This is a genomic window from Lysinibacillus sp. A4 (assembly GCF_024919535.1).
Classification (GTDB): domain Bacteria; phylum Bacillota; class Bacilli; order Bacillales_A; family Planococcaceae; genus Lysinibacillus; species Lysinibacillus capsici.
This window is the reverse complement of record NZ_JANWTB010000014.1, coordinates 25,172-43,821: the sequence shown is the minus strand read 5'-3', so window position 1 is coordinate 43,821 and position 18,650 is coordinate 25,172. Positions and strand designations below refer to the sequence as shown.

At 35.9% G+C, this 18,650-nt stretch carries 19 protein-coding genes; 6 read left to right on the top strand and 13 right to left on the bottom strand.

Annotated features, from left to right (window positions below; genetic code table 11):
• Nucleotides 1-93: 93 nt before the first annotated feature.
• Nucleotides 94-888: a transporter substrate-binding domain-containing protein gene (locus NY607_RS21535; RefSeq protein WP_131522150.1), complete on the bottom strand. Its 795-nt coding sequence runs from the start codon at nucleotides 886-888 to the stop codon at nucleotides 94-96.
• 422 nt (nucleotides 889-1,310) lie between these two features.
• Here NY607_RS21535 and NY607_RS21530 point away from each other — a divergent pair, with 422 nt between their 5' ends.
• Both NY607_RS21530 and NY607_RS21525 read left to right on the top strand, forming a co-directional pair.
• Nucleotides 1,311-4,319, top strand: a complete 3,009-nt coding sequence (locus tag NY607_RS21530; RefSeq protein ID WP_259420340.1) for an ATP-binding protein — start codon at nucleotides 1,311-1,313, stop codon at nucleotides 4,317-4,319.
• Nucleotides 4,320-4,333: 14 nt separating this feature from the next.
• Nucleotides 4,334-5,050 (top strand): DNA-binding response regulator, encoded by a 717-nt coding sequence (locus NY607_RS21525; RefSeq protein WP_131522148.1) that lies wholly within the window; start codon nucleotides 4,334-4,336, stop codon nucleotides 5,048-5,050.
• A gap of 202 nt (nucleotides 5,051-5,252) precedes the next feature.
• Here NY607_RS21525 and NY607_RS21520 read toward each other — a convergent pair whose 3' ends face one another.
• The 7 genes from NY607_RS21520 to NY607_RS21490 are packed head-to-tail and all read right to left on the bottom strand — an operon-like array spanning nucleotide 5,253 to nucleotide 11,028.
• Nucleotides 5,253-5,621: a Na+/H+ antiporter subunit G gene (locus NY607_RS21520; protein WP_004233152.1), complete on the bottom strand. Its 369-nt coding sequence runs from the start codon at nucleotides 5,619-5,621 to the stop codon at nucleotides 5,253-5,255.
• Nucleotides 5,599-5,883 (bottom strand): Na(+)/H(+) antiporter subunit F1, encoded by a 285-nt coding sequence (locus tag NY607_RS21515; protein ID WP_131522147.1) that lies wholly within the window; start codon nucleotides 5,881-5,883, stop codon nucleotides 5,599-5,601. The genes NY607_RS21520 and NY607_RS21515 overlap by 23 nt, the downstream gene beginning before the upstream one ends.
• Nucleotides 5,883-6,365: a Na+/H+ antiporter subunit E gene (locus tag NY607_RS21510; RefSeq protein WP_131522146.1), complete on the bottom strand. Its 483-nt coding sequence runs from the start codon at nucleotides 6,363-6,365 to the stop codon at nucleotides 5,883-5,885. Before NY607_RS21510 ends, NY607_RS21515 begins: the two co-directional genes overlap by 1 nt.
• Nucleotides 6,365-7,870 (bottom strand): Na+/H+ antiporter subunit D, encoded by a 1,506-nt coding sequence (locus NY607_RS21505; RefSeq protein WP_131522145.1) that lies wholly within the window; start codon nucleotides 7,868-7,870, stop codon nucleotides 6,365-6,367. Before NY607_RS21505 ends, NY607_RS21510 begins: the two co-directional genes overlap by 1 nt.
• Complete coding sequence (locus NY607_RS21500; RefSeq protein WP_004233143.1) at nucleotides 7,863-8,201, bottom strand: Na(+)/H(+) antiporter subunit C; 339 nt, start codon at nucleotides 8,199-8,201, stop codon at nucleotides 7,863-7,865. Before NY607_RS21500 ends, NY607_RS21505 begins: the two co-directional genes overlap by 8 nt.
• Before the next feature lie 3 nt (nucleotides 8,202-8,204).
• On the bottom strand, nucleotides 8,205-8,627 hold the full coding sequence (locus NY607_RS21495; RefSeq protein ID WP_004233141.1) for a Na(+)/H(+) antiporter subunit B: 423 nt from the start codon (nucleotides 8,625-8,627) through the stop codon (nucleotides 8,205-8,207).
• Nucleotides 8,617-11,028, bottom strand: a complete 2,412-nt coding sequence (locus tag NY607_RS21490) for a Na+/H+ antiporter subunit A (protein ID WP_259420339.1) — start codon at nucleotides 11,026-11,028, stop codon at nucleotides 8,617-8,619. The genes NY607_RS21495 and NY607_RS21490 overlap by 11 nt, the downstream gene beginning before the upstream one ends.
• Nucleotides 11,029-11,592: 564 nt before the next feature.
• Between NY607_RS21490 and NY607_RS21485 the strand changes: the two genes are divergently transcribed.
• Nucleotides 11,593-12,279, top strand: coding sequence for an adenine nucleotide alpha hydrolase family protein (locus tag NY607_RS21485; RefSeq protein ID WP_036075307.1), 687 nt, complete (start codon nucleotides 11,593-11,595; stop codon nucleotides 12,277-12,279).
• Nucleotides 12,280-12,307: 28 nt separating this feature from the next.
• On the opposite strand, the gene NY607_RS21480 is transcribed toward NY607_RS21485, so the two are convergent.
• Nucleotides 12,308-13,513, bottom strand: a complete 1,206-nt coding sequence (locus tag NY607_RS21480; protein ID WP_259420338.1) for an MFS transporter — start codon at nucleotides 13,511-13,513, stop codon at nucleotides 12,308-12,310.
• Between the two features lie 102 nt (nucleotides 13,514-13,615).
• Between NY607_RS21480 and NY607_RS21475 the strand changes: the two genes are divergently transcribed.
• Nucleotides 13,616-14,335, top strand: coding sequence for a DUF421 domain-containing protein (locus NY607_RS21475; RefSeq protein ID WP_082148191.1), 720 nt, complete (start codon nucleotides 13,616-13,618; stop codon nucleotides 14,333-14,335).
• 25 nt (nucleotides 14,336-14,360) lie between these two features.
• Here NY607_RS21475 and NY607_RS21470 read toward each other — a convergent pair whose 3' ends face one another.
• Complete coding sequence (locus tag NY607_RS21470; protein ID WP_048395772.1) at nucleotides 14,361-15,065, bottom strand: CBS domain-containing protein; 705 nt, start codon at nucleotides 15,063-15,065, stop codon at nucleotides 14,361-14,363.
• Nucleotides 15,066-15,240: 175 nt separating this feature from the next.
• On the opposite strand from NY607_RS21470, the gene NY607_RS21465 reads away from it, so the two are divergent.
• A complete protein-coding gene (locus NY607_RS21465; protein WP_233732282.1) occupies nucleotides 15,241-16,011 on the top strand; it encodes a MerR family transcriptional regulator in 771 nt (256 codons plus the stop codon).
• Nucleotides 16,008-16,661, top strand: a complete 654-nt coding sequence (locus NY607_RS21460; protein WP_237899042.1) for a GAP family protein — start codon at nucleotides 16,008-16,010, stop codon at nucleotides 16,659-16,661. The genes NY607_RS21465 and NY607_RS21460 overlap by 4 nt, the downstream gene beginning before the upstream one ends.
• Before the next feature lie 39 nt (nucleotides 16,662-16,700).
• Here the strand turns inward: NY607_RS21460 and NY607_RS21455 are convergent, their stop codons facing one another.
• Genes NY607_RS21455 through NY607_RS21445 form a run of 3 tightly spaced genes read right to left on the bottom strand, consistent with a single transcriptional unit; the run spans nucleotide 16,701 to nucleotide 18,564 of the window.
• Nucleotides 16,701-17,483 carry an ABC transporter permease gene (locus NY607_RS21455; protein ID WP_259420337.1) on the bottom strand — a complete coding sequence of 261 codons (783 nt, stop codon included), beginning with the start codon at nucleotides 17,481-17,483 and terminating at the stop codon, nucleotides 16,701-16,703.
• Nucleotides 17,480-18,364, bottom strand: a complete 885-nt coding sequence (locus NY607_RS21450; protein ID WP_131522139.1) for an ABC transporter ATP-binding protein — start codon at nucleotides 18,362-18,364, stop codon at nucleotides 17,480-17,482. The genes NY607_RS21455 and NY607_RS21450 overlap by 4 nt, the downstream gene beginning before the upstream one ends.
• Complete coding sequence (locus tag NY607_RS21445; protein ID WP_004233126.1) at nucleotides 18,361-18,564, bottom strand: PLDc N-terminal domain-containing protein; 204 nt, start codon at nucleotides 18,562-18,564, stop codon at nucleotides 18,361-18,363. Before NY607_RS21445 ends, NY607_RS21450 begins: the two co-directional genes overlap by 4 nt.
• Nucleotides 18,565-18,650 lie beyond the last annotated feature (86 nt).

Here is an 18,650-nt window from a genome sequence, read left to right as displayed (position 1 = left end):
TTTTTGTACCAAACACAAATTTAGAAGAGGCTTAAAGGATAATAATGAAAAGCACAAGCGATAGCCCAAAAGTAGAGCTATCGCACGCAATTATTATTCAGCTTTTTCTAACCATTTTTCTTCTAGCTCTTTGATTTTGCCTTCTTCAGCTAGCTCTTTTAAAGCTTTATTAATTTTATCTTTTAAATCGCTTCCTTTTGGAACAGCGATTGCTTTGAAATCTTCAGGCTGTTCTTCTACAGGAAAAGCTTCTAATTGATCATTCGTTTTTAAATAGCCTTTCGCAACGCCACCCTCTAAAATACCTGCGTCTAAACGTTTAGACATCATATCTTGCACAATCTCAGGGATTCGCGTACGTCCTTCTACTGTTACATCAACCTTTTTCGCAATTTCATTACCTAAGTTTTCCTGAATAGATGCAGTTTGTACACCTATTTTTTTACCAGCTAAGTCAGCTTCTTTTTTAATACCGCTATCCTTTTTAACAAGGATTACTTGCTCTGTTTCATTATATTTATCTGAGAAATCTACCACTTTTTCACGCTCTGGATTCGGTGTCATACCAGAAATAACGACATCAATTTTCCCTGCTTGAAGTGCTGGCACTAAACTGTTAAAGTCCATATCTTGCACTTGCATATCAACGCCTATTTTTTCTCCAACTAATTTGATTAGATCAATATCAAATCCAATAATTTCTTCGCCTTTTGCTGCATCCACATATTCAAATGGCGCATAGTCAGCTGATGTACCAACTTTTAATACTTGCTTACCCTCTGTATCCGTAGTAGATCCTGTATCGCTTGCATTATTGTCTTTAGTGCCACATGCTGCAAGTACACCTATTACTAGTACCAGCATCATGATGAATAACTTGTTCTTCATAAACTGTAACTCCTTTTATTTATAATTTATTGTGTATGAGAATACATTTCTCGAATATAGTTGATTGGATATTTATTCATGTTGAAGAATAAAAAATCTATCTGCTAATTAAGATATACTCTTTTGAAATAATAATCAAGATAAACTAAAAAAATTTTAGCTAAATATTATATGCATAATTTTCTGATAAGTCAATTTATTTTTGTTTTCATTCATTTTACATAGTAACTTTACTATTTTCCGTTTTAGCATTATTTATTCCTCCATCATAAAAACAACTTAATTTCAACAGTTCAGAGATAGAGATTATCGCCATCCTTTAAGCTCGCAATATTTAGATTTCATCGCTAGTAGGAATTTTGTATGAATGCCGTAAGTTATCTTGTATAATCCAAATAAATCATTTGAAAGGGATTTTTACGATGAAAAAATTATCGTTATTGCTCGCAATTATTATTGGCTCAGTGCTGATAGCAGGCATTACCTTTTTCTTAACTCAACCTAAGTCGCATGGGCCGCAAGCGATTGAAGGTGTGATGGATTTACGTCATCATTCATTTCACGATAATACGCCTATCAAATTAGATGGGGAGTGGGAATTTATCCCGAATCATTTAGTGGACGGTGAAGCCTTTGATTCCTATCAAAGCTATCTTGTTAATGTCCCTTCAGCTTGGACAAAATATACAATTGATGGGCAACAAATACCTGTATTTGAAAGTGGGACTTATCGTCTCAAGGTTTTAATCGATGATACCGAAGATATTTTAGGAATTAAAACGAGTAACATTCGAATGTCGAACACATTGTATATTAATGGAAAGCGAGTTGGACATAGTGGAGAGCCAGCTGAGGATAACAGCTATACACCCCACAATACCCCATATACCGCTTATTTTTCGCCTGATAAAAAAGAACTTGAATTAATTGTTCATGTAGCCAATTTTGATTATGCGCCAGGAGGAGGAATTATTAGCTCCATTTTTTTAGGGGATCAATCTAGTATTGCAAAGCTTCGAGAGGGTGCCATATTCTACGATTTAATTACCCTAGCAGGTTTTTTAACAATGTTTATCTACTTTTTTGGCTCATATCTTTATTCAAAATTTGGTATAGAACAGCTTTACTTCTCTATATTTTGTTTCGCAAGTGGGGTTTACACCCTTACTCATGGCGAAAAGTTATTACTAGACTTTATAAATATTTCCTATGCTCCATTTCAGAAAATGCAAATGATCTCTAGTATAGCTGTAGGCCTTTTTATATTGTTGTATTTTTATCGTGCTCTAATAAAACATATGAATCGTTTAGTTGTGAAAGTGTTTTGTGCAATAGGTACCCTTCTAATGCTGGTTGCATTGCTTCCAACATCCATTAATTCACTATTTCAGAATATCAACTCATTGTATGTATTCGCAAATATTGTTTATATCTTCTATGTACAAATTATAGCAATTTACAAACGTGCTACTGGAGTAATGTATTTAACATTAAGCTCTCTAGCCATTTTGCTTTATTTTATCGTTGCTACTTTAAATACAAATATTAATCTTGAACTGAGTGCTCTACCACCATTGTTGCCATTTATTTGCCTGACAATGCTTTCCCTATATATTTCTCATCGTTTTGCAGATTCTTATTTAGAAAAAGGCAAGCTAACGGAGGCACTGATACGTGTAGATAAATTAAAGGATGAGTTTCTAGCTAAAACATCTCATGAATTCCAAACGCCCTTACATGGCATTATAGGCATTTCACAATCTATGCTGAAGGATAATAGTTTACCTATCTCAGCGGACGAACAAAAAGAAAAAGTATCACTTATTTTCAATATTGCAGAACGTCTATCCTATTTAGTCAATGATTTACTTGATTTTTCAAAGCTGAAGGAGAATGAATTAACATTGCGGATGGCATCTGTTGATTTATATGCCATTACACATATGACTGTTGAAGTGCTTTCCTACACGATTAGCAAGAATGTCAAAATTTATAATCATATAGAACGGGGAACCTTTGTCCAAGCTGATGAAAACCGTCTTCGCCAAATTTTATATAATTTAATTCATAACGCAGTGAAGTATACAAATGAAGGAAAAATTGATATAACTTGTTATGAGAAACAGTCATTCCTTGTGATTGAAGTTAAGGATACTGGGTGTGGGATAGCACCAGAAAATTTAAAAACCATTTTTAACCCGTTCCAACAATTCAATTATTCAATCGGTGGCAGTGGATTAGGTTTACATATTACAAAGGAGCTTGTCGAGCGGCAGGGTGGAAAAATATTTGTGGATTCTATTGTCGGACAAGGTACTACCTTTTCATTCAAATTACGAAAAGGTCTGCCGACAAATGAGGAATTACCTTCAATGCCAATCCAAACATACCAGCATCCTTTCCTAACATTCCCACATATTGTTGAAAAAATAGGAAAGAAAAAAATTCTTATTGTGGATGACGATGCTGTTAATTTAAAGGTACTAATAGATATATTGACCCAAGAAAACTATTCCATTATAGCAATTGATAATGGACATCATGTATTTGAGTACCTTACACAACAACCTAGTATTGATTTATTAATTTTAGATATTATGATGCCCTCTATTTCTGGCTATGAGATATGTCAACAGGTTAGACAAAATTACACGTCTACAGAGCTACCTATTCTAATGTTGACTGCGGCGGTTCGACCAGAGGATATGATTGCAGCCTTTCAATCTGGTGCAAATGATTTTTTACATAAACCTTTAGATGCTACCGAGCTAAAGACTAGGGTTCGCAATCTTCTTTTATTGAAGGAGTCTGCAGAAACAGCTGTGAAAATGGAGACCGCGTTTTTACAAGCACAAATTAAACCTCATTTTATTTATAATGTCTTAAATTCCATTCTGTCCCTAAGCTATTTAGACTTAGATAAATCACGGGCAATGATTACAGATTTTGCTACATTTTTACGTAATAGCTTTGCCTTTGAAAATGCCAACAGTCTTGTCCCTTTGGAAAAGGAGCTTAGTCTTATTGAGGCCTATGTAAATATTCATCGCACTAGATATCCTGAGCAATTAGAATTTAATATTTGCATGGATGAGCCTATCCAATGTCTTATTCCTCCTTTACTGCTTCAGCCTTTAGTTGAGAATGCCCTTCTTCATGGTTTGAAAGTCAGAAAAGAGCTTAGCGAGCTACAATTAGTTATAAGGCAGGAAGAGCATATGGTGATTTTCCAACTGATTGACAATGGCATTGGTATATCTTCAGAGCTTTTAAGACAAATTCAAAATGGCGAAAAAACAGCTAGTCAAGGCATTGGTATTTTAAATATTTCCAAACGATTAAAAAAATTCGACAAAGCTACTATCCATTTTGATAGCCACGAAAACAAAGGAACGACTGTTGAAATAAGATTTCCAATAATTACTTTATAGAGGATGTGAGCAGCTTGTTAAAAGCAGTTATTATAGATGATGAAATTTTAGCCATTCGTTTATTAGAATCCATGCTAAAGGCAAGTGGCTCTATTGAGATTATTGGAACCTTCCAGAATCCAAAAGATGGTTTAGTAAATATCGGCATGTTAAAACCTGATATTTTGTTTTTAGACATTGAAATGACTGAAATGACTGGTCTTGAATTTGCTTCTAAAATAGAAGATGTCTCAAGCTATATAGATATTGTCTTTGTTACAGCTTATGAAAATTATGCGTTAGAGGCCTTTAATGTTCAGGCTATAGATTATATTTTAAAGCCAATTGACCACACCCGACTCTTAAAAACAATTGATAGGCTACTTGAACGAAGGCAGCAAAAAAAGCTGATACAACCAATTGATCATGCTTCTGTAAATGAAGGGACCAAAATTATTCATACATTACACTTCCATATACACTCAGGAAAAGTTTCAATTGGTGATACTGTATTAACTTTATCAACAAAAGAATTTCAAATTTTGTTCTTTTTAGCACAGCATTGCAATCAAGCTTTTCCAGCTGTCGAGCTGTACCGACTTATTTGGGACGAGGATAGCTTTGGACAAACACAAGCCTTACGAGTTCATATCAGCAATTTAAGAAAGAAACTCGAAGCAATTCCAGGACACACAGCTAAAATTTCTATGGTAAGAGGCTCTGGCTATCAATTAATTTTTCAAGCTGAATAATTTAAAAGGGAAGTTGATTAAACCGAGCAACTTCCCTTTTCCTCTTGAATTGCCCAATGATTACTGATTAGAATCCACTGCTCTCTCATCTAGTTCAAAAATTTTATCCCCTTGGAACAATCAATTCATCAATTTTACAATTCTATTTTTCATTTTTTTTGCACTAAAAAGACTGTTTGCTTTAGGGCAAACAGTCCTCCTTCTATTTTATCGTATGTTCTTCAGGGAACAATTTTGACTTTAATTCATCTTCACCAGAGCCCTTGGCTAGTGGAACGCGAGAACGATAGGCTGCACGACAAATTAAATGCCCTGCAACGGGTGCTGTCACAAAGACGAAAAGAATACCTAAAATGAGCCGTACACTAACAAAACCATCATGTACCCAAAAATAGATAAACGCTCCTAACAAACAGGTTAAAACTGATAATGTAGAGCTTTTCGTAGCAGCATGTGATCGTGTATAGACATCTGGTAGGCGAATCATTCCAAATGCGCTAATAACACTCACAATGGAACCTATAAGAATAAGGATAACTGCTGCCCATTCAATCATTTGATTTACGTTCAACAATCACACCTCTTTCTATATATTTTGTAAATGCAATCGTTCCGATAAACGCTAAAATGCCCAAAATAAGAATAGCTTCTAAATATGCTTTAGTCTTCAATATTATAGAGACAATCGCAATAGCTGATAATAAATTAACTCCAATTGTATCGAGAGCTATCGCTCGATCAGGCAGTGACGGACCACGGATAACACGATATAACGACAGCGCAATGGAAATACTGAAGAAAGCAAGTGCAAGAAGTAATATATTGTTAATCATTAGCGTGTCACCTCCATTATTGCTTGTTCGAATTTTCCAATTGATCGTATAACTGCATCCTTTGACTGTTCGATGTCCATAGCATGGATATAAAAGACATCTCCCTCTTCCGATACCTCCATGACGACAGAGCCAGGTGTTAATGTTAACAATAAGGCAAGAGCTGTAATCTCCCAATCACCCTTTAATACAGTTTTATATGTGAAAATACCAGGTGTAATATTTAGCTTAGGCGTAGTGATTTGTCTTAATACACTATAGCTTGATAAAAATAGCTCCCAGTTAAACAGCCATAATAACTTGATAATGGAAAAGACTCTCCGCATGTAAAATTGAGTACCATAAAAGCGATGCATCGCATATAGAATACCCATACCTACTACAAAACCCATTAGAAATGTCGAAAATTGTGGTGTCACTTCATCCTTTAGAAGTAACCAAAGTGTTGCGATAAATAAATTTAAAATAAACTGCATCGCCATTATTTATTCACCTCACCTTGCCATTGTTCGCCATCTAAAACTGCATCGATATAGATAGATGGTGTATAAAGTGTTTCAGCTGCATCTGTGACAAATGGTGCCAGTTTTTCTGCCCCAATCCCTAATCCAAATGTGCAAACAGCCAGTAATGTTAAAGGCAACAATATACGTTTAGGTAAAGGTTTTTCATCCTCTAAGCTAATAATGGTTTCGCCGAAAAAGGAAGAAAGAAATATCCTTAACAATGAATATAAAACAATTAAACTAGAGAAAAACCCTAGACCTAATAGAACGAAATGGCCACCTTCTATCGCACCTTGTCCAATTAAAACCTTTCCTAAAAAACCACTCAGTGGGGGTATACCAGCTAGTGAACACATTGCTATAAAGAACAACCATCCAAAAATGGGGTAGTTACGAATAAGTCCACTCATCTTATCAATTACTGTTTCCCCAGTGAGATATATCATCATGCCAACAGCTAAGAACAACATAGCCTTAGCTATCATATCGTGCATTAAATAGTAGATAACACCTTGTAAGGCTGACTCTGTGCCTACAGCTAGCCCAATTATTATAAAACCAACGCCAATTAGTACATTGTAAGAGGCTATTGTTCTAACATCACGACCTGAAAGTGCACCGATACAGCCTGCTATAATTGTGAGTCCAGCCATGATGCCAAGAGCTGTGTGTGTGACTTCAGGATTGTTAGGGAACAGCAATGTAAAGGAACGTACAAGTGCATACATCCCTACCTTTGTTAATAAAGCAGCAAATAAAGCAGCAATGGCAGTTGGTGGTACACTATACGAGCCTGGCAACCAGAAGAATAATAAAAGCCCAGCCTTCAAGCTAAAGACGATTAAGAAAATAAGCGCTACTGTTGTAATAAGAGGATTAGCTCCTGCCTCCATTACACGAACTGAAATATGTGCCATATTTAATGTGCCTACCGTTCCATACAGAAAAGCTAGTGCCACTAAGAAAATCCAAGAGGCAACAATGTTGATGAGCACATATTTCAATGCTTCACGTAGCTGAATTTTTTCGCCACCTAAGCTAATCAATGCATAGGAAGCGAGCAACATTACTTCAAAACACACAAATAAGTTAAAAATATCGCCCGTCAAAAATGAGCCATTGACACCTGCTATCATCAGCAAGGTAAATGGATAAAAATACATTTTTTCATATCTTAGCTCCATTGTAAAAATTGCATATAGCATACAAATGAGGGCTACAATATTTGCAACTAACACTAATAGTGTCGCAAATGAATCGGCTACAAATGAGATTCCAAATGGTGGTGCCCATCCACTAAAATCAATGCGCATCACTCCCTGTTCTTGAATCTCTACTAATAAAATGACGCTAATGATAATAATAAAGCTCAATGTCAATAAGCTGATGATACGTTGTAGCGTCACATGCTCTTTTAAAAACACCAGTAAAATAGCCGTAATTACTGGTACAATTAATGGTAAAACAATCATATTACTCATCAGGCGTACCTCTCAATTCATCAAAATTCCCTGAACCATTTGTTTTGTACGCGCGATACCCTAAAACGAGAACAAAAGCAGTGACAGCAAAGCTAATCACAATCGCTGTTAATATTAATGCTTGAGGTAATGCATCTGTATATGGTCCCTCTGATTCTCCTAATAACGGGACATCCCCTTTTTTTAAACCTCCCATAGTCAAAATCAGTAAGTGGGCAGCATGAGATAAAACAGCGGTGCCTAAAATAACACGCAATAACTGCTTCGAGAGGATTAAGTACGTCGCAACAGCTACTAATATACCTACTAAAACAAGTATTAAAGACTCCATTGGCTACTCATCCTCACTTATACTTAAAATAATTGTTACAACAACCCCCACCACTGTTAAAGCCACACCTGCTTCAAAAATAGTGACAGTTGAAAAGCCCATTTTCCCAAAGATAGGAACATCTATATACGTATGTGCTTGTGTTAAAAATGGGACATCAAAAAACAACGAACCTATTGCTGTTCCAGTTGCTAGCAATACACCAAGAGCTGCAACTTTTTTGAAGTCGAAAGGCATCCCTTTATGAACAGTTTCAATATCATAGGCTAGATATAACAAAACAATGCCTGAGGCTAACACCAGACCACCTATAAAGCCACCACCAGGAGCATGATGCCCAGCAAAGAATAAATACACGCCGAGTGTTAAAATAATGAACACAACGGCTTTGGTGACGGTTCTTAAAATCACATCATTAATTTTCATGATCTGCTTCCTCCTTTCGTGGCTTAAGCTTTGTCAGAGCATAGACCCCTAAGCCAGCAATTAGAAGAACAACAACCTCTAGCATCGTATCAAAAGCACGGAAATCCCCTAGTATTGTATTAACGATGTTGGAACCGCCAGCCAATTCATAGGCATCATTGAAGTAAGTAGCCACTGGTTCAAAGCGATCATAGTGTACGACGGCTAAACCAACAATAGTTACGGTTGCACCAACAAAAATAGAAATTAATGCTTTTGACCATTGAACCCTTTTACGTGGTAGCTCTGGCATTAAATCTGGCAAATATTTAAAACATAAAAGGAATAAAGCTGTTGTGACCGATTCAACAACTAGTTGTGTTAAAGCTAGGTCTGGTGCACGGAAAATAACAAAGAAGAAGGCAATAGAATAGCCTAGTACACCATTTAGCAACATGGCTGTCACCCGACCCTTTGCGAAAATCATCCAAACAGCAGCAAAAATCATGACAAACACAAGGATTAACTCGTAGGATTCTATAGCGGAATCTTTGTCAAAATTAAAGGTCATGGCATCTGACCAAACAAAATAACCAGCGATAAGTGCAACAAAAAATACATATATATAGACAAAATAATGTGTTAAATTACCTGTCATATATTTATTGGTAAGCTTCTGTGAGCCATTTTCACTCATCTCTATCATTCGATTGTAATACGTATTAAACGTATACTTTTGTGAAAATAGACGATAAAGTGGCTTCCAGCTTTTTAATGTTTTAAACAAGATAATTCCAATAATAATGACACCTACTGTCATCAATAACTCTGCATTGATGCCATGCCATGCATGAATATGTGGTGTTAACTCACTTGTAGTTGGGAATGTTGGATAAATACTAGCCATAGCAGGCTCTAAAATATAATGACCTAATATATTTGGGAAGAAAAAGATACCAACTACCAACAAGCATAAAATAATTGGCGATATTAACATGCCAAGTGGAGCCTCGTGTGGTTTTTTATCAATCTTCTCTGGCTGTAGTTTACCCAAAAATGTACGACTAATTAAAATCAAACTATAGACAAAGGTAAAGATACTTGCCACCCATGCTACTATCGGGAAAAACAGCCCTATATCAGCAATAGAGAATGCTTCTACATCACGAATAGCCAATACTGCTGCAAAAAACATTTCCTTACTTAAAAAGCCATTAAATGGTGGCAATCCTGCCATTGAGAAGCTACCTATCACTGCGATTGTAAAAGTGATAGGCATGAAAGACATTAAGCCACCTAAACGACGAATATCACGAGTACCTACTTCATGATCGACAATTCCAACCATCATGAATAAAGCTCCTTTAAAGGTCGAATGATTCACAAGGTGGAATAGCGCTGCAAAGCTTGCTTGAGTGTAAAGAATTGAGTTTTCCTCATAGCCATAATAATGACCAACAGACCCAAGACCAAAGAGACTCATAATTAAACCAAGCTGACTCACTGTTGAAAAGGCTAATAATGCTTTTAAATCCGTCTGACGGACAGCATTAAATGAGCCCCAGAATAATGTAACAAGGCCGATAACACTAACTAGCCAGAACCATACTGCCTCTCCTCCAAAAACCGGTGAAAAACGAGCAACTAAATAAATACCTGCCTTCACCATTGTTGCGGAATGTAAGTAAGCACTAACTGGTGTTGGGGCCTCCATAGCATCAGGCAACCAAATGTGGAATGGAAATTGTGCAGATTTTGTAAAGGCCCCTAATAAAATTAGAATAAGGGCTGGCGTAAATAAGGCATGATCTCGTATAACCTCTACATTAGCTACAATTTCACGAATACTAAATGTATGAGAAGCCACATAGAGCATTAAGAAACCCACAAGCATTGAGAGTCCGCCAAAGACTGTAATCATCATCGCTTTTTTAGCTCCTGCGCGAGAAGCCTTTCTATGATGCCAAAATGCGATTAATAGGAATGATGACACACTTGTTAATTCCCAAAATGTGTATAATACCATTAGGTTATCTGAAAAAACAACGCCAAGCATAGCGCCCATGAATAGTAATAAATAGCAGTAAAAATGATGAAGAGATTCTTTCGTTGATAAATAAAAAATAGAATATAAAATGACTAAACTACCTACACCTGTAATCAGCAGACCAAAAATCATACTGAGTCCATCTAGGTAAGTTGTGAAATTTATATTAAAAGAGGGAATCCACTCATATGTATGAATAACGGTTTTACCCTCGGCTAATTGAGGAATATAGCGAGCGAGTAAAAGAAACAAGATGAATGGAACAGATAAAACAAACCAGCCAAGATGTGTGACACGCCTTAGTCGCCTGTAAAGCAATGGAATTAGAGCAGCACAAACAAATGGCAAAAGTATCGCAATGAGAACTGTGACCAAATGAAAACCTCCTACTATCTAAATCATCTAGCAAATTTTTGTGGTGATGGGCATGTAAAGTGCTAAGACTTTAGAAATTTGTTCAAGCTAAGTAACATATTAGATGTATTCTTGAAATTATTTAATGGAATATGGTGGGGTGTTAAAGTGCTTAATTGTTTATTAAAAAGGTTATTTTAGTTATTTAGTCACTTCTAACCCGATGCAAGCCTAAATAACTTGTGGAAAATCAGATAATTTATACAGTTACAATTCAGTTAATATCAGCATGATGAAGACACTTGACTATCTATTTAACTCACTGCATAATAGTGTGGCATATGAAAGCAAAGTAGCATAGATGCACAGAATGCATAAATTAAATAATCTCTAATTATCGATTTAGGCTTAATCCTTCAAGGGTTTTCCAATACATTTTCGTTAACTTTTATACATTTTTAAGTATACAATATAAATGAGCATAATGCACTGTAACAGCATCGATTTTAGCTGTTTTAGGATAATTTTTTCAAAATCAACAGTGAAATTAACAAAATACCAACAGATAAGAGGTGTACATTTTTTATGAAGCATGTAAAAGGGCGTTTGGATGAAAGTATATTAGTTTGTGTTTACTACGGCTTAAATGGCGAACGTTTGATTCGTCGTGGTCATAAGATGGCCACAATGCTTGATTGCCCACTCTATATTCTTTCAGTCGATTCGCAACCCCTTGATGCATTTGACGCAGAGAAATCTAGTTATATAGAGCAATGGAAAAAGTTATCAGATGAACTTGAGGTTGAAAAATTTATTTTGCAAGATAATGAAAAACGCCCCATACAAAAGGTTATTGCAGAGGTCGCAAAGAATTATAGTATTTCGCAAATAATCGTAGGGCAAAGCGCACAAAGCCGTTGGGAGGAAATCACTAAAGGCTCGTTCTTAAACGTACTGTTAAAGGAAGTTCCTTTTGTTGATTTTCATATCGTAGCTGTTCAACGCCCAACCGATGATGATGCAAATGAAACATATGAAAAAGGAGTACGTGCTTACTTAATTAAAGAACAGGAGAACTTTAAAGTAGCATTTACATGTCCTAAGTATGTATCGATTGAAGGTATATTCTTTAAAGAAATTGGCACAGATTTTGACAACGGCATCTTTAAATTTACTTACAACGATAAAATGCATGAAGTTCATATTTCAGAGGGCTATGTAATTGATCAGGAAAAATTGCCAGCAGAATTTTTAGCTCCATTAAGACAATAAAAAAACGCGTAGATACGCGTTTTTTTTATTAGACAGCAGCTGAAGCAGGTTTATCTTTCGGTAAGAAGAAGGCAACTAGTAATAATAAAGGTAATAATGAAACAACAATCATTGTAAAATCAATGCCTTTATGATCCATTAAAACGCCGATAACCATTGCCCCTATTGCGCCCATACCAAAAGCAAATCCTGTTGTTAAACCAGCCATTGTGCCAATTTTTGTTGGGACTAACTCTTGCGCATAGACCACTGTTACGGAGAAGCTAATCATAATCAACGTACCAATAATAATCAAAAATATCATAGCCGCCCATAATGGTACATATGGCAATGCTAAACAAAATGGCATAGGGCCAACTACAGAAAGGATAATAACATTTTTCCTACCAATACGGTCTGATAAAGAGCCTCCGAAAAAGGTACCTACTACACCAAATGCCATGAAGGTGAAGATTAATATTTGCCCTAGTCGAAGGCTGACCTCATAGTGATCCATTAGATAAAACACATAAAAACTTGTTATATTTGTTGTATAAAATGATCGTGCAAAAATAATTGTAAATAATAATGTTAATGCGATTCCAACTTGTTTTTTTGTTAATGGAGGCAATGTTGAAACGAGTACACGCTTTTTCTTGGTTGTACGCTCCTGCTCCAATTGTTTTTTATACCATGTAGCAATTTTACTTAATAAAATGATACCAAACGTTGCAATGACTAATATGATCGCAGCCCCACGTTGCCCTAAAATATCAAAGATGTAAGCACTAATTAATGGTGCTAGTGCTTGCCCTGAATTTCCCCCCACTTGATAAATTGACTGTGCAAGTCCTCGTTTAGATCCAGCTGCCATAAAGGAAACTCTCGATCCCTCAGGGTGAAAAATAGCTGACCCAAAGCCTATAAATAATACCGCAATAATAATAATCCAATACTGCGTTGTGAACGCTATAATAGCAATCCCTATAAATGAACTAATCATACCGATAGGTAAAGCATAAGGCATTGGTTTTTTATCACTGATAAAGCCTACCGCAGGCTGCAATGCAGAAGCAAATATGTTTAATACAAAAGAAATCATTCCAATTTGTGTAAAGGTCAATCCTAATTCACTCTTAAATATCGGAAACATCGCTGGGATAACAGCTTGCATCGTATCATTTATTAGGTGAGCAACACCGATTGCAATCATTATTGGATAGATTGGATTGGTTACATTTAATTGTTTATTCATGTTGCCACCTCACTCTTATTTTGTTTAAACATGATTGTCGCATACTATCGACCATTTTGCACAAGCTATAGTTCGACAGCTGTAAAAGGAGTTGATATATGCATGGAAAGCTTTATTCATGCTCACTTTTGGGAAATGATTCTACGAACAACACTTTCGTTTTTTGCCTTACTAATTCTGGCACGTCTACTTGGTAAAAAACAATTAGGCCAGTTAACGTTTTTCCATTACATTACAGGTATTACATTTGGGTCGATCGCTTCAGAAATTGCCTCTCAGGAAGAAACACCTTTTTTAGATGGTTTGATTTCCCTCGTTTGGTGGAGTGCTTTAACGTATTTGATGACCGTTATTACGATTAAATCTAAAAAAGCTCGCGTTCTCATTGATGATAAACCAACAATTGTTATTCAAAAGGGTCTTATTTTAGAATCAGCACTACAAAAAAACCGTCTTCATCTAGATGAGCTTACAATGATGTTACGTGAACAAGCCATTTTCTCCGTACAGGACGTTGAGTATGCTTTACTAGAAACGAATGGAAAGCTCAGTGTGCTACAAAAAACCTCTGAACAAGTGGCTACAAAGCAGGATGTTAAAGCCGATGTATCACCACCTACCTACCTTCCTACAGAAGTTATTTCTGATGGTCAACTTATTACCGAGAATATTGTTGAACTTGAGCTGACAGAAGACTGGGTAATAAAGAAATTGAAAAAGCAAAATGTGCATTCTGTAGAAGAAGTTTATTTTGCTCAAGTCCAAACAAATGGTTCCTTGTACATCAGCTTAAAAGATAAAGCGAGACATTCAAGCCCTTAATTGCTTGTCTAGTCTCGTTTTTTTGTTAATCAATTTTGACAATATCTAAGGGCGTAATAATACCGAGTAATCTTTGATGTGGTTGACCATGCTCCGTTATTAATAATGCCTCAAAGCGTCTCCCTCTTTCGACTCCTTGTTTAAATATTTCCTCAGCCTCATAGATGGATATCGTTCTACTGACAAATTTGTAATTCACTCTATTTTTCTCATGCAATAAGATATCATGCAGTGTTGGTATTCTTTTCGGTAAATGATCACCACCCATCTTTGACGCAAGCCAATTTGTGATTCCTACTGTTGTGATGAGCCCCTTAAACTGCTTATTATAATAAACAGGAAATTGTGTATATTTGCGCTGACGTATCACTTTTAAAACATGTTTTAAAGAATCATTTTCTTGAAAAATCAATACTCTTTTACGGAACATTTGCCCCACAAGCGTTGGCTTAGCAAGGGTAGCATCTATGTATTCAATTCGTTCTACAACATCAGTATGTGGCTCTGCAATCACATAATGTAATGATGTACGATGATGCACAATCGCATTTCGTAAGTCTGCATATGAGCGGAGATCATCTTCATATTTCTTCACCAAGACATCCTTTTTCTTTGCTTGATCAATCAGCCGATAAAAAGGCATAAAATCCTTCGCACCTACAATATCTCTCAGTCTATGATCTATTCGATTAAACGCTGTCAGGAAACGATCGGAATTTTCAGTTCCCACTTTTCATGTCCCTTCTTTCTATAGTAGTCTATATATTTTCCGAGTTATTTGACAAATTTCGAGTTACACACCCATTATATTCCTAAGTTATAGAGATTCCAAGAAAGGAGTTTTACAATCCCTCTTGAAAGTGACGTTACGTCATTTTATATAATGTCATTAACAGAGAGGAGGAGTGATTACCTTGCTTACGATTCACAATGTATCAAAACAAACTGGCATTTCTGTTCGAACGTTACGTTACTATGAGGAGATCGGCTTGTTACTTCCTATAGCAAAGACTGAGGGGGGACATAGGATTTACGGAGAGAACGAGCTCAAAACGTTACAACAGATTGTATTTTTAAAGGCATTGGGCTTCAAGTTGAAAGAAATTCAGACACTTATCAATAATTCATGGAACTGGGAAGCAAGTTTAGACCATCAGTTAGCTTTTGTAGCAGAAGAGCAAAAGAAACTACAGCAAATGAAGAACACTATTCTTGGATTAAAGAATGCTTCGTCTATCGAAGGTGGGTTGACAGAGTCCCTTATCCAAAAGTACATTAAGCTTTCAAATCAAGAACGAGATAATAAGCAAGCCTTCCGCCAGCAGATTTTCGCAGCTACAGAAATGGAACTACTTAGAAAATTACCCAATTTAAATAAAAATGATCCTAATTCTTTAGAGTGGATTGGTTTATTAGGTCAATTAAAGCAGCTTCATAAGGAAAGTCCTGAAGCCGATTCCGTTCAGTTTATTATTAAACGAATGATGGAAAAAGCCGAGGTAGAATATAACGGAAATGATGAATTTTTAGAGAAGATGTGGACCATAAGAAAATCTACTTATAAATCCGAACAAATTGGATTATATCCTTTAGAGGAAGAATTTCTACATTTTATAGAGCAGGCTTTTCATGTTTATGAAACAAAAAAACAGGCGTTAGGAAAATCACAATCATGAACATAGAAATGTTGCTACTGATTGGTACTTTAGCTTTGTTAGACATGTTTAGTCCTTCTATAATTGGCGTATCCGTCTATGTATTGCTTGTGGCTAAAAAACAGCAGATCCGCCTTTTATTAACCTATTTAATGACTGTTGGGTTGTTTTACTTTAGTACTGGGATTTTTTTAATGTTAGGTCTAGGTGTCATATTCAACCCTATTTCTAATTTGCTAGATAGTTACTCAGCTCGATTAATCATGACCATGGTAGGGGGAATTTTATTTATTGGCAGTTGGTTAGTTCCAAAAAGAAAGGCAAATGGATCCCCTAAACCAAAATCTTTACATGTGAGCTCTATGGTAGCTTTAGGTTTCACAACTTCTATTTTAGAAGTTGCAACTGCTCTTCCTTATTTCGCGGCAATAGGTATTTTAACGAGTAATCAAATAGTGTTTTATGAATGGTTACCTTTATTGGCAGGATACAATTTAGTAATGATTGCACCAGGGATCATCCTACTATGCTTTCATCTATTATTCCGCCGATTTATGAATAAACCTTTAAGAAAAATTCAAACGCTTTTTGATCAAAGAACAAGCTCGACACTTTCTTGGATGATGTTCTTTGTAGGATTGATTTTGCTTATAAATGGTAGGATGATTTAAAATAAAAAACGGTAAAAATCCATTTTTACCGTTTTCTCTTCAGATTTTTGTCATAGACGCATTTCTTTTCATCATCACGATACCAATGCCGATGCAGATAATTGTCAATGCTAGCGTAATGACTAAGCTCCACCAGTAATCTGATATCTCTATTGTTCCTCGAAATTTTGCAATTCCGTAGCTTGCTAGTTTCCACGGTGATATTGTCCAAAAGATTCCTATAATCATATCGATAATTTGCCCAACAAAGATCACTGTAAAGGCACATGTTGTAGCAATAACTGTTTTAAAGCTGGCACTCATCATTAACGTAACAGCTATCACAAATAGCAACCAAATATAGTACGTAGAAAAGCTTACTAACAGTGCACCTATATCCAACGTTCCATATAAAATAGTTGTATAATAGACACTTGCACCAAACCCAGCTAAAATACTAACAAAACAAATGGTGCTCATAACAACAAATTTACTCAAAAAATATGCGCCAAATGAAATAGGCCGAGCATATAGTAATGTTGCCATACCATTAGCACGTTCCTTACTAATAGCTCCTACAAACGAAGCCATCATCACCAATAAGCCAATTGTTTGAAATTGCCCGATAGATGCTTGAATTAAATCCAGTGGCATTAATTCTGGCATCAACATTTCAAAGCCCTCTGGAACATTCCCAACAGCCTTTAAAATATCCATCATATAATAGTTTGTTAGTGGATCACTCATTCCAAGCAAAGCAAACACTAGAGGAATCCATAGAAACTTCCAACTCCGCCATGCTTCTCTAAATTCCTTTTGAATAAGTACATTGAATCCTCTCATGCCTTTTTCGCCACCTTCATGAAAATTTCTTCCAAAGATGCTGTCTGTCGCTCTACCTTTCTAATTGTATAAGGACATTCACTTAACCGTTGAAGCAACATTTTCATCGTCGGCTCTTCATTCACGATCTCAATATACACATTACAACCTATTACATGATTAAATGGATTTGCAAAAAGCTTAGCCTCTTCTTCACTGCCAAATTCAATGACATAATTTTGCTCATCATAACGTTGCCGTACTTCACGTAATGTTCCCTGCTCTACTAGTTTCCCATTTTGCAAAAATAATAGTTGATCTGTCATTTCTTCAGCATCATTTAAAATATGCGTTGAGTATAAAATAGTCGTCTCTTGCTGTAGTCCTTTTAATAAATCAAGTACTTCTCTACGACCAACTGGATCTAATGCTGAAACAGGTTCGTCTAATAGCAGTAATTTAGGCTTATGCACTATTGCTTGGGAAATACCAAGTCGCTGCTTCATTCCACCTGAAAAAGAGGCTATTTTTTTATGTTGTACGTCCCCTAACCCTACAAATTCTAAGGTTTTTTGTGCTTCTAATTTAGCTTTTTTGGCTGCTACACCATTCAACTTTGCAGCCATTTCTGTAAACTCTAACGCAGTTAGCCAAGGATGAAATTGTGGATATTGGGGTAAAAAACCTATATTCGCACGTAAATCATTACCTAGCATCTTTACATTTCCAGCAGTCGGTCTTAAAAGCCCCGTTAACATAGATAAAGTGGTTGTCTTGCCAGCTCCATTTGGACCAATTAAAGCCGTAGAGGTTTTTTCCTCTAAGTTGAAATGAATGGCATCTACAACTTTGTGCTCTGCAAATTGCTTGGTCAAACCTATAACTTGAAGTAAAGTTGTCATGACTGCTTTCTCCCCACTATAAAGTACGCAATTGACCCTAATAGATTAGCAAAAAGAATTATAAACACCCAAAGAATTTTAGGGCCATTTGTTGCATGAATTTTTCGTAAATCAATAAGTGCTACGATCATCAAAATAATTTGAACGATGATGAGCGGTGCTATAACTGCCCATGGAACTTTTGCTAATTCCTCCATCATACAGATCACCTCATTATTTGTTATATACTAACTATAACAAATTTGTTCTAATATGTATAGAACAATCTATCTCTTACATCATAAAA